Here is a 26,169-nt window from a genome sequence, read left to right on the forward strand (position 1 = left end):
AAGTCACACATGACCAACAAGGCGCTTGGGCAACATCCATACCGTTGAAGGAAAGTCAAATGCCGCCCCGACTCATCCGATTGGCAACGGCTTTCACTTTGGCGCACGCGCCCCGTGTGAAACCCGCGCACGCGCCGGAGCGCAACGCGCGCTCCCGGCGCAGGGCACCGGGTAGTGCACTGGAACCGGCCACTCCTCGGAGGCCCCGCGCAGGACGGCGGCTCTCCTGCGCGCAGACGGCCGCCGACCCCGTTCCTCCCGCCCTCGGTCGGCGGCCCCGAGGGCATGCGGCCGGCCGCCGCCGGTGGGACCGGATCTGCGGAGGGGTCAGATCTGCCAGGAGCGCAGCCGGTCGGCCGCGCCGTAGACGTCGGTCTTGCCGGAGATCAGATCGCGGGCGAGGTCGACCAGGGCGCCGTAGGGCGGGTCGATACCGACGCCGCTGACGAACATGTACGCCACGGCCGTCGCGCAGGCGAAGCGGGCGTTGGCCGACGGCAGGGGCTTGAGCAGGGCGAGGGTGTGCAGCAGTGCGGCGGCCCGCCAGGCGGGGTCGGAGTCCACGCCGAGGCGCGGCGGATCGACGCGGTGACGGGCGACGGCGGCGACCAGCGCCGAGAAGTCGTTGATCGTGGGCTGGTCCGGCAGGACCTCTTCGTGCCGCTGGAGCAGCCAGGGCACATCGATGTGGACGACGGGAGCCATCGGTCAGGCGACCCGTCCCTCGCTCTTGGCGCGCGGTTCATCCTCGGGGAAGGCGGCCGCGAACTCGTCGGCGTGGGACGCGAAGAACCGGCGGAAGGCTTCCGCGCCCTCCTGCAGCGCCCGGTGCCGGGCGATGTCGGCCGCGGCGGCCTCCCGCACGAGGGCCTTCATCGACGTACCGCGCTCCTTGGCGATCTGCCTGAGGTCCTCTAGCTCGCGGTCGCTGAACTCCACGTTGAGAGCTGGCATACCCCTCACGGTACCGCGCGGGTACTTACTCGTAAATACCGCCAGGTCAAGCCGGTAGTACGGCGGTACCGGAGGGGTGGAAGCGCCATGTCCGATTCCCGCCGGACGCCGGGCGGACGGGGCAGCAGACTCGTAGAGGGGATACGGGAAACACAGGACGAAGAAGACGAGGAAGAAGAGGGGCTAGCCTCATGACCCTCACCATCGAAGGGGCCCACCGACGAGTCGCCGGCACCGACTGGGCCGCGCTGGCCTCGGAGCTGGACGTGCACGGGTGCGCGCCGACCGAGCGGCTGCTGACGCCCGCCGAGTGCCGTGATCTGGCGGCGCTGTACGAGAAACCGGAGCTGTTCCGGACCACCGTCGACATGGCGCGGCACCGCTTCGGGTCCGGGGAGTACCGCTACTTCACGCACGACCTGCCCACCGCCGTCGCCGCCCTGCGCGAGGCCCTCTACCCGCGGCTGCTGCCGATCGCCCGGGAGTGGGCGGCTCGGCTGGGCCGGCCGGCGCCGTGGCCGGACTCGCTGGAGGAGTGGCTGGAGCGCTGCCACGCGGCCGGGGGCAGGACAGGTCGGCGCAGATTCTGCTGCGCTACGGGGAGGGCGACTGGAACGCCCTGCACCGTGACGTGTTCGGCGACATGCTCTTCCCGCTCCAGGTGGTCGTGGGTCTCGACGTGTACGGCACGGACTACACGGGCGGCGAGTTCCTGATGGTGGAGCAGCGGCCCAGGGCTCAGTCCCGGGGCATCGCGAGCGTGCTCCGGCAGGGCCACGGCCTGGTCTTCACGACGCGGGAGCGGCCGGTGCGCACCCGGCGCGGCTGGTCGGCCGGGCCGATGCGGCACGGGGTGAGCACGGTCCGCTCGGGCGGCCGGCACGCCCTCGGGATCGTCTTCCACGACGCGTCCTGAGCCTCGGGGGGCTTTCGCGGGAGCCGGTCAGGGCCTGTCCGGCGGATCAGGTCGCGGGGAAGCTGCGGCGCCGCACAACCGCGGGTGATGAGCGGGGCGGGTGCGGCCGACTGCGAGGCGGAGGAGGCTGTGACCGCAGCCGCTGCCGCGCCGGGCGACGCAAGGGGGCCCCGCGCGAGGTTGATCGAGCGCGTGATCCGCCGGGCAGGCCTCAGGCCACGGGAGGCCGTACCCAGGGAGCGAGGCGCTCCCCGGCGGCCAGGTGCGCGCGCCAGTACCGGAAGACGGTGCCCGGGACGATGTCGAGCTGTCCGGCGGCGATCAGGCAGGAGGCGCGGGCCGGGCCGCCCGCGTCCGCTTCGAAGGCCAGGACGACGGGCGGCTGCTCGCCGGTCTGATCGGCGAGCAGCTGTGTCTCGTCCCGGGCCGGTGCGCGGAAGACCGGATCCTGGAACGCCGCGGGGCACCGGACGAAGACCGGGTCGCCGAAGACCAGTTCCAGGTGATGTGCGCAGGAGATGTCGTGTCCGGCGCCCAGGCGCAGCCGGCCCGCGTTCCACTCGACGACGTCCCAGTCCCACCAGGACCCTCGGGGAGCTCGATCACCACGTGCCCTTCCTCGTCTTCCGCAAGACCTCACTCGCTGCACATCCTGGTGATCCCCGGCATCATGGCCGCGCTCGTGGTGGCCCACATCCTGCTGGTCGTGTACCACAAGCACACGCAGTTCGCGGGCCCCGGGCGGACCGAACGCAACGTCGTCGGCGCTCCGTTCATGCCGGTGTACATGGCGAAGGCGGGCGGCTTCTTCTTTCTCGTCTTCGGGGTGCTCGCCCTGATCTCGGCCGTGGCGACCATCAACCCGGTCTGGCAGTACGGCCCCTTCCGCGCCGACCAGGTCTCCACGGGCGCCCAGCCCGACTGGTACCTGGGCTTCGCGGAGGGCCTGGTCCGGATCATGCCGGGCTGGGAGATCACCCTGTGGGGCCACACACTGGTCCTCGGCGTGCTGATCCCGATCGTCGTCTTCCCGCTCCTGCTGGTGTTCATCGGCGTGTACCCGTTCCTGGAGGCCAGGATCACGGGCGACGAACGCGAGCACCACCTGCTGGACCGCCCGCGCAACCGGCCGGTGCGTACGGCGATCGGCGCGGCCTGGATCAGCCTCTACCTGGTCCTGCTGGCGGGCGGCGGGAACGACATCGTGGCGACCCGCCTCCACCTGTCGATCAACACGGTGACGTGGGCGGTCCGTATCGGGGTGTTCGTGGTCCCGGCGGTCGTCTTCGTCGTCACCCGCCGCATCTGTCTCGGACTCCGACTCCGGGACAGAGAACTGGTGTTGCACGGCCGGGAGACCGGCGTGATCAAGCGGCTGCCGCACGGCGAGTACGTCGAGGTGCACCAGCCGCTCGATCAGGCCCGGCTCCACACCCTGACCGCCCACGAGCGGCCGGGGGAACTCGTGGAACGTCAGCGTCAGCCCTGATCCGCCACGAAGGACGCCATCCGGGTCAGGGCCGAGTTCCAGTTGATGGTGTGTTCGTTGGTCGACCAGGACTGGATGTCGTCGATGTAGCAGAACTGGCCGACGCAGCCCTGGAGTTTGCTCTGTGCGTAGGGGTCCTGGATGCTCGAGTTCGGCCCGCCGGCGAGGGTGCCGTCGGGCGGGTTCGGCAGCTTCGGGTCGAGCTGGCGGGCGTACCAACGGCTGTGCTGGTTTTGGGCGTTGACCTCGCCGTAGCCGGTCACGTACGAGATGTTCAGCGCGTTGCGGCCGAACATGTAGTCCATGCTCTGCAGGGCTCCGTCACGGTACTTCGAGCCGCCCGTGATGTCGTACGCGGTGGCGATGACGACCGCGTTGTGCAGGATCTGGTGGTTGGAGCCCCAGTCGTAGAGGTTGTCGGCGGGGGCGTACGGCATGCCGTACGGCTGCGCCTTGAGCGTGGCCAGGTAGCGGTCGGCGCCCTTGACGACGGACTGGCGCACCTTGTCCCGGCCGGGCAGCTTGCTGGGCACGGTCGCCAGGTCCAGCCGGGCCGCGGCCGCCGTCCTGGCCCAGTCGTAGCCGAGGGGGCCGAAGATGTCGGCGGTGTGGACGGGCGAGGTGAGGACGTGGTCGGCGAAGGGCTTCTCCCCCGTGGTGAGGTACAGCTCGGCCGCAGCCCAGTAGAACTCGTCGGTGGCGTCGGAGTCGGAGTAGGCGCCGCCGCCGATGCCGTCGTTCGGGTCGGCGTACATCTCCGGGTGGGCGAGTGCCGCCGTCCACGCCTTGCGGGCGGCCGCGAGGGCCTTGGCCGCGAACGCCTTGTCGTAGGGCTTGTACAGGCGGGCCGCCTGCGCCGCCGTCGCCGCCAGGTTCAGCGTGGCCTGGGTGCTCGGCGGGTGCAGCTCCCGCTTCTGCGGGTCGTCGCTCGGCAGCAGCGGCAGACCCGTCCACTGCTCGTCGTGCATCTTGTGGTGGGCCATGCCGGCCAGCGGCTGCCCGTCGGGCACCTGCATCTTCAGCAGGAAGTCCAGCTCCCAGCGGACCTCGTCGAGGATGTCCGGCACCTTGTTGCCGCTCTCGGGGATGTCCAGCGTGCCGTCGCCGAGCTTGTCCTGCTGCCCGGTGCGGGCGTGCCGCGCACGTTCGTACGTGCTCAGCAGCTCCCAGGTGGAGATGCCTCCGTTGACGACGTACTTGCCGTGGTCGCCGGCGTCGTACCAGCCGCCGGTGACATCGAGGGTGTAGTCGCAGACCCCCGGCTGACACGGCACGTTCGAGTCGCCCTGGTTGGGTGCCACGTCGACGTGCCCGGCGGGACGGCCGTAGCCCGGGCGCAGGTCGTCGCGGATCGCGATGCCGCTGCGCTGCATGTAGTAGTACTTCAGGGCGTCGAGGCGCAGCTTGTCGTAGGCGCTCGTGCCGATGTCGAAGGGGCGGCTGGTCTCGCCGTCCACGACCAGGGTGAGGCCGGTGCCCTGCTTGTTGTAGGCGCCGAAGTCGATCGAGTGGACGTTCTGCGCGGATGAGACGTCGGTGCCCCGGGGGGCGGTCCAGCCCCGCGCCACGACCGCGCCGCCGGAGTTCTTCAGCTGCCAGGGCAGCTTCGCGGTCGCGTCGGTGACCAGCGTGGCGTTCTTCGGGCCGGCCGGCAGATAGGCGACCTGGTTGACGCGCACCCGGGGGCCTGTGTCGGGCTCGTACACCTCGGGCGGCACTCCGCCCAGCAGCGACACGTCGTCCATGCAGAAGCGGAACGGGTCGGCGGTGCCGCCGAGTTGGAAGCCGACCTGGGCCTGCGTGGTGTCGACGGGTGAGGTGAACGTGTAGGCGTACGAGTTCCCGGAGACGCTCAGCTGCGGGGTGACCTCGAAGTAGGTGTCGTAGGGGGCCACCGACAGACCCACGATCGCCCGGACGACGTGCCCGTCGGGCGAACCGTTCGCGGTGAAGGCGAACTTGTACGACTCGCCCTTCACCAGGGTGATGTCGTTCTGGCCGACAGCGGCGTCCCAGCGGTTGGCGGTGCCGCCCGGCACGTCCGCGCAGAGCTGTCCGTCGGACAGGCCCGCGGTGACGTTGCTGGACGCCCACCAAGGGGCGGTGGTGGTGTCGAAGGTGCCGTTCTTGACCTGTTCGACCTCCTCGGCGGCGACCCCGGGGGCGGGAAGGCCCACGAGTGCCGCTGCCAAGAGGGCCGTCAGGGACAGCAAGGCGGTTCTGCGTCGTTTCACGTCTGGGCTCCTCGGGAGAGGTGCGGGTGACGCTCGGGATGGGAGCGCTCCCAGATGCGGACGCAGGCCATGCTTGTTTGAGGCATGACACCCCGTCAACGGTCCGGACGGGACTGATTCCCGTCCGGACCGTACCGAAGTCGCCTCAGCGGGCCGCTCAGCCGGCCGGAACCTCGAGCTTGCTGATGCGGACCGCGCCCTGGACCTCGCCCGGGTGGCCGCTGGACAGGGTGAGGCGCAGCCGGGAGCCGCGGATGGCGTCGAAGGTGATCACCGTCGGCTCGTCGGAGGCGGTGGCCCAGTCGACGGCCGCTCCCTTCACCGGCAGGTACCGGCGGCCGTCCCACACCTCGGCCTCGACGGAGGCGGGCAGGCTGTGGGTCGCGCTCAGCGTGAAGGAGACCTCCACGCGGTCGAAGGTCCTGGTCCGCCCGAAGTCCACCAAGACCCAGTCCTCGGCCCGGGCCCCGTTGAAGGCGGGCAGCAGGGCGGTGGCCGCCTTGTTGAAGGCGTTGGACCAGCCGGTGGCCGGGTCGCCGTCGAGCATCGCGGCGGGCAGGGTGTCGGGGCGGCCGGAGTAACTGGCGTCCGCGTACGGATAGTTCGGGGGCGCCGGGTGGTCGGGCTGGAACGCGGCCGCCGGAGTGGTCGCCGCCGAGCGGGCGGGCACGGTCCGCACGGTCACGGTGTCCGACCGCAGGCCCTCCACGCGGGCGGCCACCTTCAGGGTGCCCGGCTTCGTTCCGGACCGCACGATCGCGAGCGCCTTGCCGTGGAAGGCGGTCCGAGTGCTCGCCTGGTAGCGCTCGGCGCTCTCCTCGCGGCCGTTGTCGAGTCCGGCGAGCGAGCCGCCCGTCACGTCGAAGGAGATCAGGTGCTCGGCGCCGGGCACCAGCACCCCGCGGGCGTCGACGATGTCCGCGGTGACGAAGACCAGCGAACGGCCGTCGGCCGCCAGGGACTTGCGGTCGGCGGTGAGGCGTATGGAGTGCGGCGCCCCGGCCGTGCGCAGGACGTCGGTGGCGACCACCTTGCCGTCGCTGCGCGCGACCGCCTTCAACTCGCCGGGCTTGTACGGCACTTTCCAGGTGAGGTGGAGCTTGCCCGCGCTGCCGTTCGGGCTGGTGTAACTGCCCGGGTAGGGACCGTCGGTGAAGGTCTTGTCGTCGCCGGTGGCCTCGGTGGTCTCCAGGTACTCCCGGCCGTCGGTGGTCTTCTTGGTGTCGAACCGCCGCGTGCCGAGCGACTTCCCGTTGAGGAACAGCTCGACGGTGTCGACGTTGGAGTACGCCCACACCTCGACCGTGTCGCCCTCCTCGTGGTTCCAGGTCATCGGCAGCAGATGGACCATGGGCTCACTGATCCACTGGCTCTGGAACAGGTAGTACATGTCCTTCGGGAAGCCGGCCGTGTCCACCGCGCCGAAGAATGAGGCCTTCACCGGGAAGACGTCGTACGGCGTGGGCTCGCCGATGTAGTCGATGCCCGACCACAGGAACTGCCCGGTGAACCACTTGCGGTCCCGGTCCTTCTTGTGGCCGTACTCGCCGCTCATGGTCCAGGAGGCGAGGTTGTTGTCGTACGACGAGGTCGCCCGCTTGCCCGGCGTGTAGTTCTCACCGGTGTTGAGGCGCTCCGGCTCCTGGTAGGTGCCGCGGGTCGACGTCTCGGAGGACGACTCCGACTCGAAGAGGAACAGGTTCGGGTAGCGGGCGTGCAGGGCGTCCACCGACTTGGCGGTGTTGTAGTTGAGCCCGAGGCCGTCGAGCTTGGCGAGGATCAGGTCGCCCGGGGAGCCGACGGCGGGCAGGCTGCGGTGCCGGTGGGAGCCGATCACGATCGGGCGGGTGTCGTCGGACGCCTTGACAGCGGCGATGAGCCGGTCCGCCATGGCGAGGCCGGCGGTGGAGGTGAACTCGGAGACCTCGTTGCCGATCGACCACATGATGACGGCGGGCGAGTTGCGGGCGGCCAGCACCATCTCGGTGACGTCCTTGTCGGCCCACTCGTCGAAGAACCGGCCGTAGTCGTACCGCGTCTTGGGGCTCTTCCAGCAGTCGAACGCCTCCACCATCATCACGATGCCCATCTCCTCGCAGACCTCGATCATCTCCGGCGAGGGCGGGTTGTGAGAGGTGCGGAAGGCGTTGACGCCCATCGACTTCATGATGGTCATCTGTCTGCGGACCGCGTCGATGCTGACGGCGGCGCCGAGCGCGCCGAGGTCGTGGTGCAGGTCGACGCCCTTGATCTTGGCGTAGGTGCCGTTGAGGTGGAAGCCCTCGTTCGGGTCGAGGCGGAAGGTGCGGATGCCGAAGGGGGTGCGGTAGGTGTCGACGGCCTTGCCGGCGACGCGCAGTTCGGTTTCCAGGGTGTAGCGGTGGGGCGACTCGAAGTCCCACAACTTCGGCCTGTCGACGGTGAGTTCGTGGGTCTCTGTGGTCTGGTCGGTCACGGAGACCGTGGTCGCCGTGCGCGCGACCGTGCGGCCGCGGGCGTCCTTGATCCGCGACCGGACCTCGACCTCGCGCGCGGTGCCGGTCTCGTTCACCGCCGAGGTCCGCACCTTGACCAGCGCCCGGTCCTTGGTGATGTCCGGCGTCGTGACGTACGTCCCCCAGCGCGCCACGTGCACCGGTTCGGTGACGACCAGCCGGGCCTCGCGGTAGATGCCGCTGCCCGAGTACCAGCGGCTGCTGGGCAGCCGGTTCTGCACCTTGACCGCGATCACGTTCTCGGTGGTGCCGTCCGTGTGCAGCAGGTCGGTGAGGTCGAAGGCGAAGCCGGTGTAGCCGTAGGGGTGCCGGCCGGCCTCGGTGCCGTTGCAGTAGACGTACGAGTCCATGTAGACGCCGTCGAACTCCACCGAGATCCGCTTGCCGGCGAGGGCGGGCGGCAGGGTGAAGGCGAGGCGGTACCAGCCGAGGCCACCGGGGAAGAAGCCGGTGCCGCTGGTGGTGCCGTGCTGTGTGGTGGGGGTCTGTTCGATGCTCCAGTCGTGCGGAACGGCGATCGTGCGCCAGCCCGAGTCGTCGTAACCGGGCGCGGCGGCGTCGGCGTACGCGCCGGTCGGGTCGGTGATCCCGCCCGGGTTGACCAGCGCGAAGCGCCAGCCGTCACGCAGGGCGACCGTGCTGCGGCCGGACGCTCCCCCGACGGGCCCTGCGGCGTCCGCGGCCCGTGCCGCCGGGGCGCCCAGGAGCGCTCCGGCCGCCGGCGCGGCCGCGGAGGCGAGTAAAACCGATCTGCGAGTGACCGACATTGGCGGCTCTCCCTCATCAGGGCCCAGAAGTACTCACAACTGATCGTGAACAAACAGATTCTTTCGGTTGGTCATGTGCGGCCGTCAAGGGTGCGGTGAGGAGCTTCTGCCCCAGGCGTCACATCGGCCGGATTTCCCTCTTGACCACGGGCCGGGCGGAGGTTCCGCATGACCATGGTTCCCCGTCCGTGCGGGGCCGTGACCCATTACGCTGAACCCCAGTGACACACCCCGTTCACTGTGAGTGTGCGCGTTGGAGTGGCGACGATGAGCCCGGTGTACCCGTTCGACGATGCCGCGACGGCGCGCGCTGTCATCGACGAGGCGGGCACGCTGGTGGAGTGGAACGACGGTGCCCGCCGGCTCCTTGGCCACTCGGCCGCCGACGTCGTGGGCCGCCCCGCCGCCGAGCTGCTGGCCGACGAGGACGAGGCCGCCCGGGTCTCCGTGCCCGAAGGGTCCCGTTGGGACGGCACACTCACGCTGCGTCACCGCGACGGCTCAAGGGTGTCCGTCTGGCTGCTCGCCCACCACAAACGGCCGGAGGGCGAGAACCCCGGCCACTGGCTGGTGGTCACCCCGCTGGAGGGCGACGGCCCGCGCTCGCCCGACGACCCGCTGGACAAGGCCGAGCTGGTCCAGTCGCCGTGCGCCGTCGCCATCTACGACGAACGGCTGAGGCTGCGCAGGATGAATTCCGCCATGGCCGAGGTGCTCGGCCTGTCCGAGGAGCGGGTGCGGGGACTGCGGGTGCCCGAGATGAGCGCCAGACCGCAGAGCACGGACATCGAGCAGCATCTGCACCATGTGCTCACCACCGGCCGGGGGCACGACGTACGGACGTACCTGCCGATCGGCCAGGACGGCCGGATGTACGCCTGGCTGGCCCGGATGGCCCCGATCACCGACGCCAAGGGCCGGGTGCGGGGCGTGTGTGTCGCCGCCCACGACTTCACCGAGCAGTACATGGCCCAGGAACGGCTCCAGCTGGTGAACGAGGCCAGCGTCCGCATCGGCACCACCCTCGATGTCACCCGGACGGCTCAGGAACTGGCGGACGTCTGTGTCCCCGGCCTCGCCGACTTCGTCAGCGTGGACCTGCTGGACCCGCCGGAGGCGGGGGGCGAACCCGCAGGACAGCTGACCGCGCCGATCCGTCTGCGCCGGGCGGCCCACCGGTCGATCAACTCGGGCAATCCCGAGGCCGTGGCCAAGCCCGGGCAGGTGGACGTCTATCCCGCCTCCTCGCCCCAGGCCGACTCCCTGCTGGTGGGCCACACCATCGTGGCCTCGATGGACACCGGCGACCTCGCCGAGTGGCTCGCCTGGGACCCGGTGCGCAGCGAACGCGTCAGGCGGCACGGCATCCACTCCACGATGTCCGTGCCGATCCAGGCCCGTGGCGTGACCCTCGGCGTCGCCGTCCTCACCCGGTTCCGGCGGACGGACCGCTTCACGCCCGACGACGTGCTGCTGGCCGAGGAGGTCACGGCCCGGGCCGCCGTCTGCATCGACAACGCCCGCCGGTACTCGCGCGAGCGCGAGACCGCCCTCGCCCTGCAGCGCAGCCTGCTGCCCCGCTCGCTGCCGCGCACGGCCGCCGTGGAAGCGGCCTCGCGCTACCTGCCGGCGGCGCGGGCCGGGGTGGGCGGGGACTGGTTCGACGTGATCCCGCTGTCCGGAATGCGGGTCGCGATGGTCGTCGGGGACGTCGTCGGCCACGGCATCCAGGCCTCGGCGACGATGGGCCGGCTGCGCACCGCCGTGCGCACGCTGGCGGACATCGACCTGACCCCCGACGAGCTGCTGACCCACCTCGACGACCTGGTCGTACGGCTGTCCACGGAGGCCGGCGGCGAGGGCAATCCCGGCGAGGTCGGCGCCACCTGCCTGTACGCGGTCTACGACCCGGTGTCGCGGCGCTGCACGCTGGCCCGGGCCGGGCATCCGGCGCCCGTCATGCTCCCGCCGGGCGGCGCGCCCGTGGAGGTCGACCTGCCCGCCGGGCCGCCGCTGGGCCTGGGCGGGCTGCCGTTCGAGTGCGCCGAGCTCGAACTGCCCGAGGGCACCGTGCTGTCCCTGTACACCGACGGGCTGATCGAGACCCGGGACCGTGACATCGACGCCAGCCACGCGCTGCTCTGCGATGCCCTGGCGTCCTTCTCGGGCTCGCTGGACGAGACCTGCGACCGCGTCCTGCACGGACTGCTGCCGCCGGGCGGCGCCCTGGACGACGTGGCGCTGCTGCTGGCCCGCACCCTGGGGCTGCCCGCCTCCCAGGTCGCCACCTGGGACATCCCGGCCGACCCGGCGCTGGTCGCGCCGATCCGCAAGCAGGTCGTCTCCCAGCTCGACATCTGGGCCCTGAGCGAGGTGGCGTTCACCGCCGAGCTGGTGGTCAGCGAGCTGGTGACCAATGCCATCCGGTACGGCTCCCGGCCCATCCGGCTGCGGCTGATCCACGACGCGACGACGCTGATCTGCGAGGTGTCCGACACCAGCCACACTGCTCCGCACCTGCGCCGCGCCAAGACGTGGGACGAGGGCGGACGCGGACTGCTGCTCGTCGCCCAACTCACCCAACGCTGGGGCAGTCGGCACACGGCCGACGGCAAGACGATCTGGGCGGAGATCGCTCTCCTCGACGAGGAGTGAGGGTGCGCGCCGTGGCCGGCGGCCGAGGTGCCGGGGCCTGAGCGGACCCCGAACAGCCGGTCAGCGGCGACCGTCGGGGGACCCGTAGCCGTACCCGTTGTACCCGTTGTACCCGCCCCAGCCGTACTGGCCGTACTGGCCGTACTGGCCGTTCCACGAGCAGGCGTACGGGTTGTGGTAGCAGGACGCGTCGCCCGTGGGGTACGGGTTCGTCGGCGCCGGCGAGGGCTGCGGAGTGGACGGGGTCGCGGACGGCGTCGGTGTGGGCGTGGGCGTCGGTGTCTTCGGCGGCTTGGGGGCGGTGGGCTCGGCCTCGGGCGCCTTGGAGGGGGTGCTGGCCGCGTCCCAGTTGACCACCTCCATCTGGAGGTCCGTCTTCGAGGTGTCGATGACCCAGCGCTGGGCGGAGCCGTCATTGCGGGTCTTGAGGACCAGCGCGCCCCCTCCGTCGGTGGCGGCCGGGGTCAGGGCCAGGTCCTGGCTCCAGCGCGGGACCAGGGTGCCCTGGAGGGTGAAGTCGTAGCGGACGTTCTTGGTGTCCGGCTTTTCCGCGCCGGTGCACGGGGCCAGCCGCACCGAGTAGCCGAGGTGGGAGTCCAGGCAGAGGTCGGGGTCCTCCGCGTTGCGCACCAGTCCGTCGGGCTCGTACGACCACCGCTGGGATGCGTCCGAGGAGCAGGTGGTGAGTTCGGTCTCCGCGCCCTTGACGGCCTTGTTGCCGACGACGCCGACGCACAGCCCGGAGGCGACGTTGTGCAGCCGGCCGCGCAGCGTGCCCTGCTTCGCGTCCTCGGCGTCAGCCCAGGACGGGTCGGAGGTCGAGGTGCCCGTGTCGGTCCCCGGCGTCTCGGCGGCGCGGCTGTCGTCGGCCGGGCCGGTGCCGTCGGAGGAGTCGAGCGAGGACCACAGCACCAACGGCAGGACGATCAGTCCGCTCACGGTCATGACGGCCACGGCGAGGTTGCGACGGGCGACGCGCCGGGCAGCCTTGTGCGCCGAGCGGCGGGAGGCGGGGCGCGGGCCGCCGGTACGGGCGGCCGCGCGGGCGGCGGTACGGGGACCTGTGCGCGGGGCGGGCGCCTCGGGGCCGATGGTCTCAGGCCTTGAACCGAAGGTCCCGGAACCGAATGCCTCGGAACCAAATGCCTCGGAACCGAAGGTCCCGGAACCGAAGGCGTCGCCCGCGACGGTCGAAGGCGGGCCCTCCGGCATGGGAGGGAAGGGCGGGGAGGTATCGCCCGAGGCGGCCGACGGCTCGGCGACCGCATCGGAGAAGAAGGATTCACCCGCGATGGCCGGCGCCGGCGTCTCTGCGTTGTCCGCCTCGTCGGGGACGGCGTGCACGCTCGCGCGTGCCTCCTGATAGGCGCGGGCACCCCAGCCGAGCACGGCTTCCGCCAGTGCGACGCCGAGACCCTGGTTGAACTGGTGCAACTGGTCGGCGGTGTACCGGCAGTGCCGGCATCCGTCGAGGTGGCCACGGAGATCGGCGTCGATGTCGATGCCGCCGCGCCGGTAGGTGACGTCCAGCAACCGGAGGTAGTGCCGGCACTCCTGTTCTGGGGCGAGTTCGCGGTGGAGTTGAAGGCACTCCTCGCGCAACCGCTCGTGGGCGCGCCGCACTTCGACGGTGGCGTCCTCCTCGTCCAGGCCCAGCAGGGCGGCCGGTATGCCGAGCGGTTCGGCCTCGACCTCGGTGTGCCACAGCAGGCAGCGGGCCGACTGGGGCAGCCGCTGGAACGCCCCGGACAGCAGCCGGCGGTCCGGCGGCGGCAGCAGGCGGGCGGCGACGCGGTCCCCGCCGCCCTCGGTTCTCAGTTCCGGGTGCAGCAGTTCGCGTCTGCCGTCGGTGTCCCACTCCGCCGCGATACGGCGCACCGTGACGAGCAGGTGCGGGCGCCAGGCGGACGTCGGTCCGGTCTGCCGCAGGGATTCCCCGAAGAGTCTCGTGAAGGCCGCGGTGGTGAGCATTCCCGCGGCGCGCGGGCCGTCGGTGCACAGCCGTGCGTAGGCGAAGGCCGCTTCCCAGTGCCGGTCGAGGAGCTCGCCGACGGGCTGGACCGCGGGTGTCGTCCCACTCCACTTCTTGAGTTCGGCGCTCAGTTGCTCGTCCGTGGCTTCGGACGGCCGAGCAGGAGTCGGGGAATTCGACAGGCCTGCGTCATGCACGGCGGCATTCCTCCCGAGGGCTTGCTTCATAAAGTCCACACCAATGGGTATGCGATCCCGTCGACGACGGGGCGGGCACACCCGCTCAGAGTTCGGCATCTCGAACGCCCACCAGGGGCAGCTCTTTTGAAGCGTGGGGGACGTACGGGAGCGGCCTCGTGCGCAGGGAATTGTTTTGTCCATGCGCCGACAGGGCACACCTTTGCACAGGCCAGCGAGCCGGAACAAGAGATCTCGCGGTTTTGTGCATTGCGTGCACGGCACGGGGATTGACGAAACGTCAATAGCGATGCTTAGGGATTGCCGCGGAATCGTTACTCTAATTGAGAACGAGATTCACTTGACTCCGCCCCAAACCATTGAACGGCCACTCCACCGCGCGTTCGGCCGGTCTGAACACGTCACGTTCCAACCATTGGGCCGCCGGCCCGGTAGGCACCCGGCGGCATCCCGTAGCGCTCACGGAAGACCCGGTTGAAGTGGAAGGGGCTGGCGAAGCCGGAGGCCGCGGCCACGCGCTCCACGGACAGGTCGGTGCTCTCCAGCAGCCGGGCGGCGTGATGCAGACGTGCCTCGCGCAGCGCCCGCATCGGCGACCGGCCCAGTTGCTCGGTGAACAGGTGCGCGAACCGGGAGGGGGACAGCGACACGGCGGCGGCGAGTGAGCGGACGGTGTGCGGAGCACCCGGGTCGGCCGCGATCAGCTCCTGGGCCCGGCGCACCCGGGGATCGGCGCCGGGCGGGGGCGACGGCGTGCGCGCGGCGCCGACGGTCAGCAGGACGACCTCCTCCAGCGCGCACAGGGCGAGTTCCCTGGCCGCGCTGCTGTGCGCCACGGCGACCCGCTCCCGGCCGTCCCCGGGTTCGGAGGCGGGCGGTGTGCCGGTCCCGGTCCAGCGGGCGTCGGTGAGCATGCGGCGGAACGCGGCCTCGATCCGGCCGTGGGCGTCCGGGTGGGCCGGGGTGACGACGTACATGCCGTCGCCGGCGTCGTACGGCCGCAGCCAGGCGGGCCAGGACGGTCGGGCCTGGCAGTGCGCCCACCAGAACCGCCAGTGCGCCGCGCCCGGTTCGGTCCCGTAGTCGTGCCGGACGCCGGGGGCGAGCACCACCAGGTCCCCGGCACCGGCCCCCGTCTCGCTCGCGCCCTGGCGCAGCCGGCCCCGCCCGCCCGCCGTCCAGGTGAACAGCCAGTTGTCGGCTCCGTGCGGCCGGTGCACGCCGTAGCCGGGGAGTTGGTCGAAGCGGCCGACCGCCACCAGGCCCGGCGGCGGGGCGGGATCACCGGGTGCGGCAGCCTCGGGCAACCCGTCAGCGGTCACGGGCATCCTCCTTCGACATACGTCCGCCTAGCGTGACGTACGGAGACCACCTCACGGAGGAGCGGACGCATGACAGCCACGGATATCGGTGCCGCCGGCGCCCCCATTCTGCCCGAGGCCGGGCTGCGGCAGTTCCAAGGGGACGGATTCACGGTCGTGCGGGGGCTGTTCGGGTACGACGAGATCGACCGGCTGTGCGCCGAGTTCGCGGCGCTGCACGCGGCCGGGCCGGTGCCCGGGCACTTCGAGCCGCGCGCGTCCGCGGACCCGCTGCGCCGGTACCCGAGGGTGATGCACCCGCACGAGATCAACGACCTGGCGCTGCGCGTCCTGCTGGACCCGCGGCTGCGCGATGTGCTGCGGACGCTGCTCGGCGAGGAGGTGCTGGCCGCACAGAGCATGTTCTACTTCAAGCCGCCGGGGGCGCGGGGTCAGGCGCTGCACCAGGACAACTTCTATCTGCGGGTCGAGCCCGGCACGTGTGTGGCGGCGTGGGTGGCCTGTGACGTGATCGACCGGGACAACGGCGCTCTGGAGGTCGTCCCCGGCACGCACCGGATGGACTTGTTCTGCCCGGAGGAGGCGGACGCCGAGCTGTCCTTCGCGCGCGAGTACGTGCCCCCGCCGCCGGGGCTCGCGCCGGTGCCGGTCGACATGTCGCCCGGGGACGTGCTGTTCTTCAACGGCAGCCTGGTGCACGGCTCGCAGCCCAACCGCACCGCCGACCGGTTCCGCCGCTCCTTCATCGGCCACTACGTCGGCCGTTCGACCGAGCGCATCGGGCACTACTACCGCACGCTGTCGATGAGCGGCGAGCGGGTGACGCTGCCGGAGAGCGAGGGCGCGGGCCCGTGCGGCACGGAGTTTGCGCCGACCGGGCCGCACTGACCCCGCTCCCGTTCAGAAGTGAACCGATCAGGAGTGGCCGACGACGGGCCGTGCGGTGTAGGGCTGCTCCAGCTCCTCGATCTCCTTGTCGCTGAGCTCCAGTTCGACGGCGGCCACCGCGTCCTCGATGTGGTGGGGCTTGGCCGCGCCGACGATCGGCGCGGCCACCGTGCCCCGGTGCAGCAGCCAGGCGAGGGCCACCTGGGCGCGCGGAACGCCCCGGTCGTTCGCGATACGGGTGACGGCCTCGACGATGGTGCGGTCGCCCTCCTGGTAGAGGCGGCTGCCGAAGTTGTCGTTGGAGCTGCGCTCGGTGACGGTGCCCCAGTCCCGGGTCAGGCGGCCGCGCGCGAGCGGGCTCCACGGCAGCACGCCGACGCCCTGGTCCGCGCACAGCGGCAGCATCTCCCGCTCCTCCTCGCGGTAGAGGAGGTTGTAGTGGTTCTGCATGGCGACGAACTTGGTCCAGCCGTGCCGCTCGGCGGTGTACTGCATCTTGGAGAACTGCCAGGCGAACATCGAACTGGCCCCGATGTAGCGCACCTTGCCCGCCTTCACCAGGTCGTGCAGCGCCTCCATCGTCTCCTCGACGGGCGTGTGCGGGTCGAAGCGGTGGATCTGGTACAGGTCTACGTAGTCGGTGCCGAGGCGGCCCAGGCTGTGGTCGATCTCGGCCATGATCGCCTTGCGGGACAGCCCGGCACCGTTGGGCCCGGGCCGCATCCGGCCGTTCACCTTGGTCGCGAGCACGATCTCGTCCCGGCGCGCGAAGTCGGCGAGCGCCTTGCCGACGATCTCCTCGCTGGTGCCGTCGGAGTAGACGTTGGCGGTGTCGAAGAAGTTGATCCCGGACTCCAGCGCCTGCCGGATCAGCGGACGTGACGCCTTCTCGTCGAGGGTCCACTCGTGCACACCGCGGTCGGGCAGGCCGTAGGTCATACAGCCCAGACAGATCCGCGAGACGTCCAGGCCCGTCGAACCGAGCTTCACGTACTGCATCGTTGCCGCTCCTGCCTTCGGGGGGTGGGTACGAAGGGGAGCGTACGACGTCGTACGCATTCCGTGTCATAGGCGACTTCGCCAGGCCCGGGACGGCCCCGACCGTTCCGCCGTCACGCCCGCCTGCCCCTCTGACTCACCCCAGCAGGTCCAGCGCCCGCTCCCAGCCGAACTCCGGTCGCCTGCCGTCCTCCCCGACCTCGCCGGAGTACGGCTCGCCGAAGCGGACGCCCATCCCGCGCAGCCGTAGGAGGCTGTCCTGGTAGGCGGGATGGGCGGCCAGCGCGTCGGCGACGCACGGCAGGACGGCGACGGGGACGCCCAGGCCGTACGCCTCGCACAAGGTGGCCACGGCGAGGGTGTCGGCCAGGCCGGCCGCCCATTTGTTGAGGGTGTTGAAGGTGGCGGGCGCGACGACCACGGCGTCGGGCGGCGGGAAGGGGCGCGGATCGCCGGGGCCGCGCCAGGCCGAGCGGATCCGTCGTCCGGTCTGCGCCGCGACGGCGTCCGTGTCGAAGAAGCCGTTCATCGCGACGGGCGTGGCGATGACGCCGGCCTCCCAGTCCCGCTCCTGAGCGACGGTGATCAGTTCGCTGACGTCCGCGGCGATCCCGGCGGCGCAGACGACGACGTAGAGGAAGGGTTTCCCGGCCTGTTCGGTCACCCGGGAACCCTACTCAACCGGCCCGTGCGACCAGTCTGTTCGACGGCTGTTCGAGGGGAAAGGACCGCCCCCGCCGGCTTCCGGCCGCGGCCCGAAGATGCGCCGCTGCCTCTCCTCGATGGGTACGTCGTTGATGCTCGCCTCGCGCCGGGTCATCAGTCCGTGCTCGTCGAACTCCCACAGCTCGTTGCCGTACGACCGCCACCACCGGCCGTCGGCGTCCCGGCACTCGTACTGGAAGCGGACGGCGATGCGGTTGCCGTCGAACGCCCAGAGGTCCTTGCGCAGCGCGTACTCCCGCTCGCGCGCCCACTTCGCGGTGAGGAGGTCGACGATCTCCGCGCGGCCGGTGACGAAGGTGTCGCGGTTGCGCCACACCGAGTCCTCCGAGTAGGCGAGGGCCACCTTGTGCGGGTCGCGGGTGTTCCAGGCGTCCTCGGCGGCCTGGACCTTCTGCCGTGCGGTCTCGCGGGTGAAGGGCGGCAGGGGCGGGCGGTCGGTCATGTCATCCTCCGTGACCCAGAAGGGAGAACGAGCGTTCTCCGGCATGGCTGCTACGGTAGGAGAACGCTGGTTCTCGCGTCAAGGAGTGGTCGTACATGGACAGCGCAGTCGCCCGGGAGCGGGTGCTGGACGCCGCCGAGGAGCTGTTCTACGGGCGGGGCATCCAGTCCGTCGGCATGGACGACATCCGTGGCACGTCCGGGGTCTCGCTCAAGCGGCTCTACCAGCTCTTCCCGGCGAAGGAGCAGCTGGTCGTGGCCTATCTGGAGCGGCGGGACGGACGCTGGCGCGGGCGGCTCGCGGCGTACGTGGAGCGCGAGGAGGACCCCGAGCGGCGGATCCTGGCGGTCTTCGACTGGCTGGAGGAGTGGTTCGGCGAGGACGGCTTCCGCGGGTGCGCGTGGATCAATTCGTACGGCGAACTGGGCGCCACGTCAGCCCCGGTGGCGGCGCAGGTCCGGGCGCACAAGGAGGCGTTCGGCGCCTACCTCGCCTCTCTCGTGGCCGACGCGGGGCGGCCCGCCGCGCTGGCCGGGCCGCTGTTCCTGCTGGCCGAGGGTGCCATGGTCACGGCGGGCATCACGCGCAGCACACAGCCGGCCGGCCAGGCGCGCGAGGCGGCGCGACTGCTGCTGGAGTCCCGATGAGCTCAGACGGCGGCGAGCGCCGTCACCGCCGCGCGGGCCCGGGCGAGCGAGTCCGCCGCCACGTCCGCCAGGCCGGACAGCTGCGGCAGGAGGCCGGTGAGGGTCAGCTCGGCGGCGATGAGGTGGAGGTTCTCCGGCGCCACCCCCAGGTTGCCGAAGTAGGCCCTGAGGTAGGGCGTCTGGAAGTCGAAGTGCTCGCGCGGGGTGCCGGGGCCGTAACCGCCGCCGCGCGCCATGACCACGACGACACGGGTGTCACGCAGCAGGCTCTCACCGGTGTCCGGATCGGCGTAGGCACCGGGGAAGGTCACACGGTCGATCCACGCCTTCAGGGACGCCGGCACCGAGAAGTTGTACATCGGGACGCCGAGCAGCACCGTGTCCGCGGCGAGCAGTTCGTCGATCAGCGGCAGCGTCAGCTCCCACTCGCGTTCCTCGGCGGCGTTCTCGATCAGCGCCGGCACCTTGGCCGGCGGTACGAAGCCCTCGCGTTCCACGCGGCGGCCGAGGGTGGTGTACGCCGGGGTCAGCGCGGGAACCGGGTCGGCGCACAGGTCGCGGTGGCGGTGGGCTGCCCTGCCGCCCCGGGCCCGCCAGGTCGTGGCGAACAGGTCGGTCAGGCGCCTGCTGACGGAGTCGTCCACCGTGTCGGCGCTGGAGTCGATGTGCAGGAGGGTCATACCGGTCACCTCGATCATGTCGTGTGCGTCAGTGGGGTGACGTAGCACGACGGAGAAAGGTGACCGATGGACGGGCACGACGAGCTGGCACGGCGGTTCGAGGAGCGTCGCGGGCAGCTGCGGGCGGTGGCCCACCGCATGCTGGGCTCGTTCGACGAGGCGGAGGACGCCGTCCAGGAGGCCTGGCTGCGGCTGAGCCGTACGGGCGACGACGGCATCGACAACCTGGGGGGCTGGCTGACGACGGTGGTCTCCCGGATCTGCCTGGACATGCTGCGGTCGCGTGCGTCCCGCCCGGAGGCGCCCTACGGCCAGGAGCTGCCGGTCTCGGAGGCGGGCGGCACGAACCCGCCCGAGGAGGCAGCCGTGCTCGGCGATTCCGTGAGCCTCGCCCTGCTGGTGGTGCTCGACCGGCTGGGCCCCGCCGAGCGGGTGGCTTTCGTGCTCCATGACCTGTTCGGCCTGCCCTTCGACCGGATCGCCCAGGTCGTGGACCGCTCCCAGCCGGCCGCGAAGAAGCTCGCCAGCCGGGCAAGGCTCAAGGTCCGGGGGACTCCCGCGGTCCCGGGTGCCGAGCTCGACCGGCATCGGCGGGTCGTCGAGGCGTTCCTGGCGGCCGCGCGGGGCGGCGATCTCGGTGGGCTGCTGGACGTGCTGGCCCCGGACGTGGTGCGCCGGGCCGATCCCGCCGTACTGCCGGCCGGGGTGGCGCCCGAGCTGCGGGGTGCCCGGGCGGTCGCGGAAGGGACCGTAGCGCTGCGCGAGCGGTCCCGGTTCGCGGCGGTCGCCCTCGTCGACGGCGACGTCGGTCTCGTCGTCGCCCCGCGCGGCCGGCTGCTGCTCGCCCTCACGGTCAGCGTCGAGGGCGAGCGGATCACCGCGTACGACGTCATCGCCGACCCGGCCCGGCTCGGCCGGCTCGACCTGGGCGTCCTCGGCCTGCCGGAGGTCAGCCCACCGTCTCGGACACCGTGATGGCGCTGACCGGGCAGGCCCTGGCGGCCTCCCGCACCATCGGGTCGCCGCCGCCGTCCTCCCGGCCGGGCAGGAGGGTGCTGTAGCCGTCGTCGTCCTGGGTGAAGACGCCCGGGGCGGCCAGGGCGCACTGGCCCGCGCCGACGCAGGCGTCCGTGTCGATGTCGATGTGCATGAACGAAAGCCTCCTACCAGGTCACGGGGAGTTCCAGCATTCCCTGGATCGTGTCGCCCGGTTTCCACGCGATCGCATGCGCCGGGGCGGCGAGGCGGAGCGTGGGCAGCCGGTCGAAGAGGGTGCGCAGGGCGATCTCCAGCTCGGCGCGGGCGAGGTTCTGGCCGAGGCACTGGTGGATGCCGAAGCCGAAGGCGACGTGGTGGCGGGCCGGGCGGTGCCAGTCCAGGGTGTCCGGGTCGGTGTAGACGTCCTCGTCGCGGTTGATGACCGAGGTCGCGAAGATCACGCCGTCGCCCGCCCGGATCGTCGTCCCGGCCACCTCGATGTCCTCGGTGGCCCTGCGCAGCAGTCCGTCGGCGATCGACAGCAGCCGCATCAGCTCCTCGACGGCGGCGGGCAGCAGCGCGGTGTCGCCGCGCAGCTCGGCCAGCCGCTCGGGGTGCTGGAGCAGGGTGTAGGTGCCCAGCGAGATCATGTTGGCGGTCGTCTCGTGGCCCGCGACCAGCAGGATGATCGCCAGGCCGATCAGTTCCTCGCGGTCGATCTCGCCGTCGCGCAGTTGCTGCTGGACGAGTTCGTCCAGCACCCCGTCGCCGGGTTCCCGCTGTTTCCGCTTGTGGTCGATCAACTTCTCGACGTACGCCTCCAGTTGGTCGCGGGCGTCCATGGTGTCGGCCGCCGTCGGGCCGCGCAGCAGACGTCGGGACTGACCTTCGAAGAAGTCGTGGTCGGTGTAGGGGACGCCGAGCAGCGCGCAGATCACCATCGAGGGCACGGGCAGCGCGAAGGCGCTCACCAGCTCGGCGGGCGGGCCCTGCGCGATCATCGCGTCGAGGCGTTCGTCCACGATCCGCTGGATGCGCGGGCGTAGTTCGGTGGCGCGTCGGAGCGTGAAGCTGGGGACCATCAACCGCCGCTGGATGCGGTGTTCCGGGTCGTCGACTCCCAGCAGCGCGGTCTTCCGGTTCCGCACCGCCGCGAAACGGGCCGTGGGCGCGGGGAAGCCGGGATGGGTGCGGTCGGTGGACAGGCGCGGGTCGGCCAGCAGGGTTCGGGCGGCGGCGTGTCCGCTGACCAACCAGACGGGGCGGCCGTCGAAGAGCGTGATCCGGGTCAGCGGTCGCTGGGCGCGCAGCGGGTCGTAGGCGGCGGGCGGGTGGTAGGGGCAGGTCCGGTCCTGGGGGTAAGCGACAGGTTCCGTTTCCGTCATGGCAGACCTCGCAGGCGAAGAGCGCGTCGCGCGGATCTTCAGTAGATGCCCCGGGCACCCATGGGTCGACGACAAGTTCGGCCAGATCGGCGGTGACGGCAATCTGGCCGAGGAGCGCCCTCGGTACGACCGGAAAACGGACGGCAGGATTCACCAGAGGCCACCCACGTACCGGCCGCACAGGGAAATTCGTTTGTGGCCGCGTCATCCTCGCCCGCACTATCTGGCCATGCCGACGTTCGAGGTTCTTCCGCCGCTGACCGCCACCGCCGTTCTGCCGGGGCGCCTCCAGCAGAAGCCCTGCCGTCCCCGGAGGCCGACGCTTCCGCGCTCGTGACCGCCGCGCTCCTCGCGGGGCTGCTCGCGGGATACGGCATCGCCGTTCCCGTCGGCGCGGTCGGGACCTACCTCGTCTCCCTCACCGCTCGTACGTCCCTGCGGACCGGGGCCTGCGCCGCACTCGGCGTCGCGACCGCCGACGGCCTGTACGCCCTGGTGGCCACGCTCGGGGGCTCGGCCCTCGCCGGCGCGCTGCGGCCGGCGCTGGTGCCGCTGCGCTGGGCCTCCGTCCTGGTGCTGGTCGCGCTGGCACTCTGGGGCGCGGCCACGGCCGTACGCCAGTACCGGCGCCACCGGCTCGCCACCCGCTCCGACCCGCCGGCCCCTAGGGCCCTTCTGACGGATCTCCGTGACGCCGCGGAGATCCGTCAGAAGGGCCCGAGCCCGGCCCGGGTGTTTCTGGGGCTGCTGGGCATCACCCTGCTCAACCCCACGACCGTGATCTACTTCGCGGCGCTGGTCCTCGGCACGCGCGCCGAGGACGCCGTACGGCCCCTGGAACAAGGGGTGTTCGTCCTGGCGGCGTTCGCCGCGTCCGCGAGCTGGCAGCTGTTGCTCGCTGGGGGTGGCGCGCTGCTGGGCCGGGCCCTGACGGGCCACCGGGGGCGGCTGGTGACGGCGCTGGTGTCGAGCGGGGTGATCATGGCGTTGGCCGTACGGATGGTGGTGGATCCGTAGTGACCGGGGCCGACGGGCGCCGGTCACGGCCCGAAGGCGTAGGCCTTCCTTCGGCGGCCGTCGTACGGGATCGACGACGACTGTGCCGGGTGCGCCCGTTGGGGCGATTGCGCGTGAAGTAATGACGGGGCGGCACCCTTTGGGGCCGCAGGGGAACAAGGTATGGGTGAATGCTACACGCACCGGTTTTCAACTACGGTGCGAGTCAGCCGTATTCGACGACGATGGGACGGATGCCATGCCTCTTGAGGGCGAATACGAACCCAGCCCGACGCAGTGGGTGCGCGAGCAGGTGGAGCTGTACGAGAGCTCCGGCGGTACCAAGGGGACGACCCTGATGGACACGGGTATGCCCGTCATCCTGCTGACGACCCGGGGCGCGAAGAGCGGCAAGATACGCAAGACGCCGCTGATGCGTGTCGAGCACGAGGGGCGGTACGCCGCCGTCGCCTCCCTGGGCGGAGCGCCCAAGCACCCGGTCTGGTACCACAACGTCAAGTCCGATCCTCATGTGGAGCTGCAGGACGGGCCGGTGAAGCAGGACATGAGGGCCCGTGAGGTCACCGGCGCGGAGAAGGCCCAGTGGTGGGAGCGTGCCGTAGCCGCGTTCCCGCAGTACGCCGACTACCAGAAGAAGACGGAACGGGAGATTCCGGTCTTCGTGCTGGAGCCCGTGGACGGCAACTGAGTCTTCCGGAAAAAATCCTTGCCCGGGGAGGCATGGACCCGCATCCGCCGGGCACCCGAGCGTCAGGCCCCGCCGCGTTCCCCCGTCGCGGCGGGGCTTTCTCGTGCCTCGGCCGCGGGACGGTCGGTCACGTCGAGGAAGATCTGGTCCGCCTCGGTGATCGTCCCGGAGATGGACCGCTTGATGCGCACGGCGACCTCCTCGACCCGCTCGCTGTCCAGGCCGGGCACCAGGTCGATACGGGCGGCCACCAGGATCGAGTCCAGGCCCATCTTCATGGTGAACAGCGCCTCCACGCTGTCGATCTCGGGCTGCGCCTCCAGCAGGGCGCGGATCCGGCGGCTGGACTCCGGGTCGGCGGCCTCGCCGATCAACTGGTCGCGCGCCTCGCGTCCGAGCCGGTAGGCGACGTAGACGAGCAGCGCGCCGATCGCGAACGACGCGGACGCCTCCCACACGACCTGGCCGGTGGCCATGTGCAGCGCCATGCCGGTGATCGCGAGGGTGACGCCGAGCACCGCCGTGCCGTCCTCGGCGACGACCGTGCGCAGCGCCGGGTCGCGCAGGCCGTCCGTGCCCCGGCCCTGCCGGTGCGCCTGGTGCAGGGCCCGGACCAGGGAGACCCCCTCGGCGAGGAGGGCGACGCCCAGCACGATCAGGCCCGCCACGTACCCGCTGAGCTTCTCCTCGGAGCCGCGGCTGAGAGCCTCGAAACCCTGGAAGAAGGAGAAGCAGCCGCCCATGACGAAGATCCCGACGGCGGCGAGCAACGACCAGAAGAACCGCTCCTTGCCGTAGCCGAAGGGGTGGCGCCGGTCGGCGGGGCGACGGCTGCGGCGCAGTGCGGCCAGCAGGAAGACCTCGTTCATGCTGTCGGCCACGGAGTGCGCGGCCTCCGACAGCAGCGCCGGTGATGCCGCGACCAGGCCGCCGACCGTCTTGGCGACCGCGATCACCAGATTCGCCGCGAGTGCGACGAGCACGGTGACGCGTGTTCTGCGGTCCGCCTTGCGGCCCGTGGCCGACGCCGTCGTGGCCGACGCGGTCGTGGCGGGCTCGTGCCTGGATGTCCGGTTCGTGGATGTGCCGCTCACCTTCGCCGACTGCCCCGGTCGGTAGGACTCACACCGTGCCGTCGTGCGAAAACGGGGAACGCGTTCACCAGGACAGGCACAGGGCAGGGAGGAAGCATGGACAGCGCGGACGGCGGTAACAGCGCGTACGGCAGGAGGGCGTTCAAGCGGTCCAAGAGCCATTTCACGGACCGGATCACGGCGGACGGCCGGGGCGGCTGGCCGGTGGAGCCCGGCCGCTACCGTCTGGTGGTCAGCCGTGCTTGTCCGTGGGCGAGCCGGTCGCTCGTCTCCCGGCGGCTTCTCGGTCTGGAGGACGCCCTGTCCCTCGCCGTCGCAGACCCGATCCAGGACGACCGCAGCTGGCGCTTCACCCTGGACCGCGACGGCCGCGACCCGGTCCTCGGCATCCGCTATCTCAGCGAGGCCTACGACCGGCGGGAGACCGACTACCCGGGCGGGGTGAGCGTGCCCGCGATCGTGGACGTGTCCAGCGGGAAGCTGGTCACCAACGACTTCCAGCAGATCACCCTGGACTTCGCCACCGAGTGGACGGCCCTGCACCGGGAGGGCGCGCCCGATCTGTACCCGAGCGCGCTGAGCGACGAGATCGACGCGGTGATGGCGGACGTCTATGAGGACGTCAACAACGGCGTGTACCGGGCCGGCTTCGCCACCGACCAGGCGGAGTACGAGGCCGCGTGCGCGGACGTGTTCCGGCGGCTGGACCTGCTGACGTCGCGGCTGGCCCGGCAGAGGTATCTGGTCGGGGACACGATCACCGAGGCGGACATCCGGCTGTTCACCACCCTGGTCCGTTTCGACGCCGTCTACCACGGCCACTTCAAGTGCAACCGGTGGAAGCTGGCGGAGAACGAGGTCCTGTGGGCGTACGTCCGCGACCTGTATCAGACGCCGGGCTTCGGTGACACCGTCGACTTCGACCACATCAAGCGGCACTACCACCAGGTGCACACCGGCATCAATCCGACCGGCATCGTGCCCCTCGGACCCGATCTGTCGGGGTGGCTGACGGCACATCACCGTGAGGAGCTGGGCGGCCGCCCGTTCGGCGACGGGACACCACCCGGGCCGGTCCCCGCGGACGAGGAGGTCCCGGCACGGGGACGGCCCTGACCGACGAAGGAGACGTACATGGCCAAGAAGAAGAAGATGAAGCTCCCCTTCGCCTACCAGCCCGTCGGCTTCGTGCTGGGCTGGTCGAGCGGCTGGCTGGCGGGACTCGCCTTCCGCAAGACGTGGATGGCGATCCGGCACGAGGAGGACGCACCCGACGCGCTGGACCGGGACCGCGGCTGGGGAGAGATCCTGCTGGCCGCCGCGATCCAGGGCGCCATCTTCGCCGTGGTCCGCAGCGCGGTGGACCGCACGGGCGCGAAGGCCATCGAACGCAAGACCGGCGTCTGGCCGACCGACGAGAAGGGCGGCCGGGACTGACGGGAGCCGGGGCCTTGAGCGGGGGCGGCAGACCGGGGTGAGCGTGCCCGCGGCCTCGGCCCTGACCGAGCGCGATGTACCGGCCCCAGACCCCGCTCAGGCACGACCGGCCATCCTGCGCCCCTCCACCCCACACAGGGCAACCAGCCGCGATGAGCACGCCCCGCAACCTCAGCCTGACCGAGCA

Annotated in this window: 23 protein-coding genes and 2 pseudogenes; 11 read left to right on the forward strand and 14 right to left on the reverse strand. The window is 71.2% G+C overall.

Features of this window, described 5'->3' with window-relative positions:
- Positions 1 to 327 precede the first annotated feature (327 nt).
- Together ABT063_RS04330 and ABT063_RS04335 are read right to left on the reverse strand one after the other, a co-directional pair.
- Positions 328 to 705, reverse strand: a complete 378-nt coding sequence (locus tag ABT063_RS04330) for a toxin Doc (protein WP_095755268.1) — start codon at positions 703 to 705, stop codon at positions 328 to 330.
- A gap of 3 nt (positions 706 to 708) precedes the next feature.
- Positions 709 to 954 (reverse strand): hypothetical protein, encoded by a 246-nt coding sequence (locus tag ABT063_RS04335; RefSeq protein ID WP_095755269.1) that lies wholly within the window; start codon positions 952 to 954, stop codon positions 709 to 711.
- 191 nt (positions 955 to 1,145) lie between these two features.
- Here ABT063_RS04335 and ABT063_RS04340 point away from each other — a divergent pair.
- Positions 1,146 to 1,870 (forward strand): annotated as a pseudogene (locus tag ABT063_RS04340) (2OG-Fe(II) oxygenase).
- A gap of 211 nt (positions 1,871 to 2,081) precedes the next feature.
- Here the strand turns inward: ABT063_RS04340 and ABT063_RS04345 are convergent.
- Entirely contained in the window at positions 2,082 to 2,510 is a 429-nt protein-coding gene (locus ABT063_RS04345; RefSeq protein WP_351055720.1) for a hypothetical protein, read from the reverse strand.
- Here ABT063_RS04345 and ABT063_RS04350 point away from each other — a divergent pair.
- Positions 2,499 to 3,359, forward strand: a pseudogene (locus ABT063_RS04350) (cytochrome b N-terminal domain-containing protein); the annotation flags it as partial. The gene ABT063_RS04345 and the pseudogene ABT063_RS04350 sit on opposite strands and share 12 nt — an antisense overlap.
- On the opposite strand, the gene ABT063_RS04355 reads toward ABT063_RS04350, so the two are convergent.
- Positions 3,350 to 5,593, reverse strand: coding sequence for a glycoside hydrolase family 9 protein (locus ABT063_RS04355; RefSeq protein WP_351055594.1), 2,244 nt, complete (start codon positions 5,591 to 5,593; stop codon positions 3,350 to 3,352). The pseudogene ABT063_RS04350 and the gene ABT063_RS04355 sit on opposite strands and share 10 nt — an antisense overlap.
- Positions 5,594 to 5,750: 157 nt before the next feature.
- Positions 5,751 to 8,855 carry a glycoside hydrolase family 2 TIM barrel-domain containing protein gene (locus tag ABT063_RS04360; RefSeq protein WP_351055596.1) on the reverse strand — a complete coding sequence of 1,035 codons (3,105 nt, stop codon included), beginning with the start codon at positions 8,853 to 8,855 and terminating at the stop codon, positions 5,751 to 5,753.
- A 267-nt stretch (positions 8,856 to 9,122) separates the two neighbouring features.
- Here ABT063_RS04360 and ABT063_RS04365 point away from each other — a divergent pair, with 267 nt between their 5' ends.
- Positions 9,123 to 11,510: a SpoIIE family protein phosphatase gene (locus ABT063_RS04365; RefSeq protein WP_351055597.1), complete on the forward strand. Its 2,388-nt coding sequence runs from the start codon at positions 9,123 to 9,125 to the stop codon at positions 11,508 to 11,510.
- Between the two features lie 60 nt (positions 11,511 to 11,570).
- Here ABT063_RS04365 and ABT063_RS04370 read toward each other — a convergent pair whose 3' ends face one another.
- Positions 11,571 to 13,679: a ricin-type beta-trefoil lectin domain protein gene (locus ABT063_RS04370; RefSeq protein WP_351055599.1), complete on the reverse strand. Its 2,109-nt coding sequence runs from the start codon at positions 13,677 to 13,679 to the stop codon at positions 11,571 to 11,573.
- Between the two features lie 401 nt (positions 13,680 to 14,080).
- Positions 14,081 to 15,007, reverse strand: coding sequence for a helix-turn-helix domain-containing protein (locus ABT063_RS04375; protein WP_351055600.1), 927 nt, complete (start codon positions 15,005 to 15,007; stop codon positions 14,081 to 14,083).
- A gap of 63 nt (positions 15,008 to 15,070) precedes the next feature.
- Here ABT063_RS04375 and ABT063_RS04380 point away from each other — a divergent pair, with 63 nt between their 5' ends.
- A complete protein-coding gene (locus ABT063_RS04380; RefSeq protein WP_351055601.1) occupies positions 15,071 to 15,889 on the forward strand; it encodes a phytanoyl-CoA dioxygenase family protein in 819 nt (272 codons plus the stop codon).
- 27 nt (positions 15,890 to 15,916) lie between these two features.
- Here ABT063_RS04380 and ABT063_RS04385 read toward each other — a convergent pair whose 3' ends face one another.
- From ABT063_RS04385 to ABT063_RS04395, 3 genes are all read right to left on the reverse strand, one after another.
- Entirely contained in the window at positions 15,917 to 16,888 is a 972-nt protein-coding gene (locus ABT063_RS04385) for an aldo/keto reductase (protein ID WP_351055602.1), read from the reverse strand.
- A 136-nt stretch (positions 16,889 to 17,024) separates the two neighbouring features.
- On the reverse strand, positions 17,025 to 17,552 hold the full coding sequence (locus ABT063_RS04390) for a flavoprotein (protein WP_351055603.1): 528 nt from the start codon (positions 17,550 to 17,552) through the stop codon (positions 17,025 to 17,027).
- Positions 17,553 to 17,561: 9 nt separating this feature from the next.
- On the reverse strand, positions 17,562 to 18,056 hold the full coding sequence (locus ABT063_RS04395) for a nuclear transport factor 2 family protein (protein WP_351055604.1): 495 nt from the start codon (positions 18,054 to 18,056) through the stop codon (positions 17,562 to 17,564).
- Between the two features lie 95 nt (positions 18,057 to 18,151).
- On the opposite strand from ABT063_RS04395, the gene ABT063_RS04400 reads away from it, so the two are divergent.
- Positions 18,152 to 18,703, forward strand: coding sequence for a TetR/AcrR family transcriptional regulator (locus ABT063_RS04400; RefSeq protein WP_351055605.1), 552 nt, complete (start codon positions 18,152 to 18,154; stop codon positions 18,701 to 18,703).
- 2 nt (positions 18,704 to 18,705) lie between these two features.
- Here ABT063_RS04400 and ABT063_RS04405 read toward each other — a convergent pair whose 3' ends face one another.
- Positions 18,706 to 19,401 carry an FMN-dependent NADH-azoreductase gene (locus ABT063_RS04405; protein ID WP_351055606.1) on the reverse strand — a complete coding sequence of 232 codons (696 nt, stop codon included), beginning with the start codon at positions 19,399 to 19,401 and terminating at the stop codon, positions 18,706 to 18,708.
- A 48-nt stretch (positions 19,402 to 19,449) separates the two neighbouring features.
- Between ABT063_RS04405 and ABT063_RS04410 the strand changes: the two genes are divergently transcribed.
- A complete protein-coding gene (locus ABT063_RS04410; RefSeq protein WP_351055607.1) occupies positions 19,450 to 20,358 on the forward strand; it encodes a sigma-70 family RNA polymerase sigma factor in 909 nt (302 codons plus the stop codon).
- Here the strand turns inward: ABT063_RS04410 and ABT063_RS04415 are convergent.
- Both ABT063_RS04415 and ABT063_RS04420 read right to left on the reverse strand, forming a co-directional pair.
- Positions 20,333 to 20,533, reverse strand: a complete 201-nt coding sequence (locus ABT063_RS04415; RefSeq protein WP_351055608.1) for a ferredoxin — start codon at positions 20,531 to 20,533, stop codon at positions 20,333 to 20,335. The genes ABT063_RS04410 and ABT063_RS04415 overlap by 26 nt on opposite strands.
- A 13-nt stretch (positions 20,534 to 20,546) precedes the next feature.
- Complete coding sequence (locus ABT063_RS04420; RefSeq protein WP_351055609.1) at positions 20,547 to 21,746, reverse strand: cytochrome P450; 1,200 nt, start codon at positions 21,744 to 21,746, stop codon at positions 20,547 to 20,549.
- Here ABT063_RS04420 and ABT063_RS04425 point away from each other — a divergent pair.
- From ABT063_RS04425 to ABT063_RS04435, 3 genes are all read left to right on the forward strand, one after another.
- Positions 21,745 to 22,083, forward strand: coding sequence for a hypothetical protein (locus ABT063_RS04425; RefSeq protein ID WP_351055610.1), 339 nt, complete (start codon positions 21,745 to 21,747; stop codon positions 22,081 to 22,083). The genes ABT063_RS04420 and ABT063_RS04425 overlap by 2 nt on opposite strands.
- On the forward strand, positions 22,080 to 22,763 hold the full coding sequence (locus tag ABT063_RS04430) for a LysE family transporter (protein ID WP_351055611.1): 684 nt from the start codon (positions 22,080 to 22,082) through the stop codon (positions 22,761 to 22,763). Before ABT063_RS04425 ends, ABT063_RS04430 begins: the two co-directional genes overlap by 4 nt.
- Positions 22,764 to 23,001: 238 nt before the next feature.
- Entirely contained in the window at positions 23,002 to 23,451 is a 450-nt protein-coding gene (locus tag ABT063_RS04435) for a nitroreductase family deazaflavin-dependent oxidoreductase (protein ID WP_351055612.1), read from the forward strand.
- Between the two features lie 62 nt (positions 23,452 to 23,513).
- On the opposite strand, the gene ABT063_RS04440 is transcribed toward ABT063_RS04435, so the two are convergent.
- Positions 23,514 to 24,632 carry a cation diffusion facilitator family transporter gene (locus ABT063_RS04440; protein ID WP_502990751.1) on the reverse strand — a complete coding sequence of 373 codons (1,119 nt, stop codon included), beginning with the start codon at positions 24,630 to 24,632 and terminating at the stop codon, positions 23,514 to 23,516.
- A 9-nt stretch (positions 24,633 to 24,641) separates the two neighbouring features.
- Here ABT063_RS04440 and ABT063_RS04445 point away from each other — a divergent pair, with 9 nt between their 5' ends.
- Both ABT063_RS04445 and ABT063_RS04450 read left to right on the forward strand, forming a co-directional pair.
- Positions 24,642 to 25,661 carry a glutathione S-transferase family protein gene (locus ABT063_RS04445; protein WP_351055613.1) on the forward strand — a complete coding sequence of 340 codons (1,020 nt, stop codon included), beginning with the start codon at positions 24,642 to 24,644 and terminating at the stop codon, positions 25,659 to 25,661.
- Positions 25,662 to 25,679: 18 nt separating this feature from the next.
- A complete protein-coding gene (locus ABT063_RS04450; RefSeq protein WP_351055615.1) occupies positions 25,680 to 25,982 on the forward strand; it encodes a DUF4235 domain-containing protein in 303 nt (100 codons plus the stop codon).
- Positions 25,983 to 26,169 lie beyond the last annotated feature (187 nt).

It is taken from the genome of Streptomyces sp. NPDC002838, assembly GCF_040295365.1.
In the GTDB taxonomy this organism is placed as follows: domain Bacteria; phylum Actinomycetota; class Actinomycetes; order Streptomycetales; family Streptomycetaceae; genus Streptomyces.

Bases quoted from the DNA above. Each gene is read 5' to 3' on its own strand.
- ABT063_RS04330 (WP_095755268.1), bottom strand. From the start codon at position 705: ATGGCTCCCGTCGTCCACATCGATGTGCCCTGGCTGCTCCAGCGGCAC.
- ABT063_RS04335 (WP_095755269.1), bottom strand. From the start codon at position 954: ATGCCAGCTCTCAACGTGGAGTTCAGCGACCGCGAGCTAGAGGACCTC.
- ABT063_RS04360 (WP_351055596.1), bottom strand. From the start codon at position 8,855: ATGTCGGTCACTCGCAGATCGGTTTTACTCGCCTCCGCGGCCGCGCCG.
- ABT063_RS04365 (WP_351055597.1), top strand. From the start codon at position 9,123: ATGAGCCCGGTGTACCCGTTCGACGATGCCGCGACGGCGCGCGCTGTC.
- ABT063_RS04375 (WP_351055600.1), bottom strand. From the start codon at position 15,007: ATGCCCGTGACCGCTGACGGGTTGCCCGAGGCTGCCGCACCCGGTGAT.
- ABT063_RS04380 (WP_351055601.1), top strand. From the start codon at position 15,071: ATGACAGCCACGGATATCGGTGCCGCCGGCGCCCCCATTCTGCCCGAG.
- ABT063_RS04385 (WP_351055602.1), bottom strand. From the start codon at position 16,888: ATGCAGTACGTGAAGCTCGGTTCGACGGGCCTGGACGTCTCGCGGATC.
- ABT063_RS04395 (WP_351055604.1), bottom strand. From the start codon at position 18,056: ATGACCGACCGCCCGCCCCTGCCGCCCTTCACCCGCGAGACCGCACGG.
- ABT063_RS04400 (WP_351055605.1), top strand. From the start codon at position 18,152: ATGGACAGCGCAGTCGCCCGGGAGCGGGTGCTGGACGCCGCCGAGGAG.
- ABT063_RS04405 (WP_351055606.1), bottom strand. From the start codon at position 19,401: ATGATCGAGGTGACCGGTATGACCCTCCTGCACATCGACTCCAGCGCC.
- ABT063_RS04410 (WP_351055607.1), top strand. From the start codon at position 19,450: ATGGACGGGCACGACGAGCTGGCACGGCGGTTCGAGGAGCGTCGCGGG.
- ABT063_RS04415 (WP_351055608.1), bottom strand. From the start codon at position 20,533: ATGCACATCGACATCGACACGGACGCCTGCGTCGGCGCGGGCCAGTGC.
- ABT063_RS04425 (WP_351055610.1), top strand. From the start codon at position 21,745: ATGGCAGACCTCGCAGGCGAAGAGCGCGTCGCGCGGATCTTCAGTAGA.
- ABT063_RS04420 (WP_351055609.1), bottom strand. From the start codon at position 21,746: ATGACGGAAACGGAACCTGTCGCTTACCCCCAGGACCGGACCTGCCCC.
- ABT063_RS04435 (WP_351055612.1), top strand. From the start codon at position 23,002: ATGCCTCTTGAGGGCGAATACGAACCCAGCCCGACGCAGTGGGTGCGC.
- ABT063_RS04445 (WP_351055613.1), top strand. From the start codon at position 24,642: ATGGACAGCGCGGACGGCGGTAACAGCGCGTACGGCAGGAGGGCGTTC.
- ABT063_RS04450 (WP_351055615.1), top strand. From the start codon at position 25,680: ATGGCCAAGAAGAAGAAGATGAAGCTCCCCTTCGCCTACCAGCCCGTC.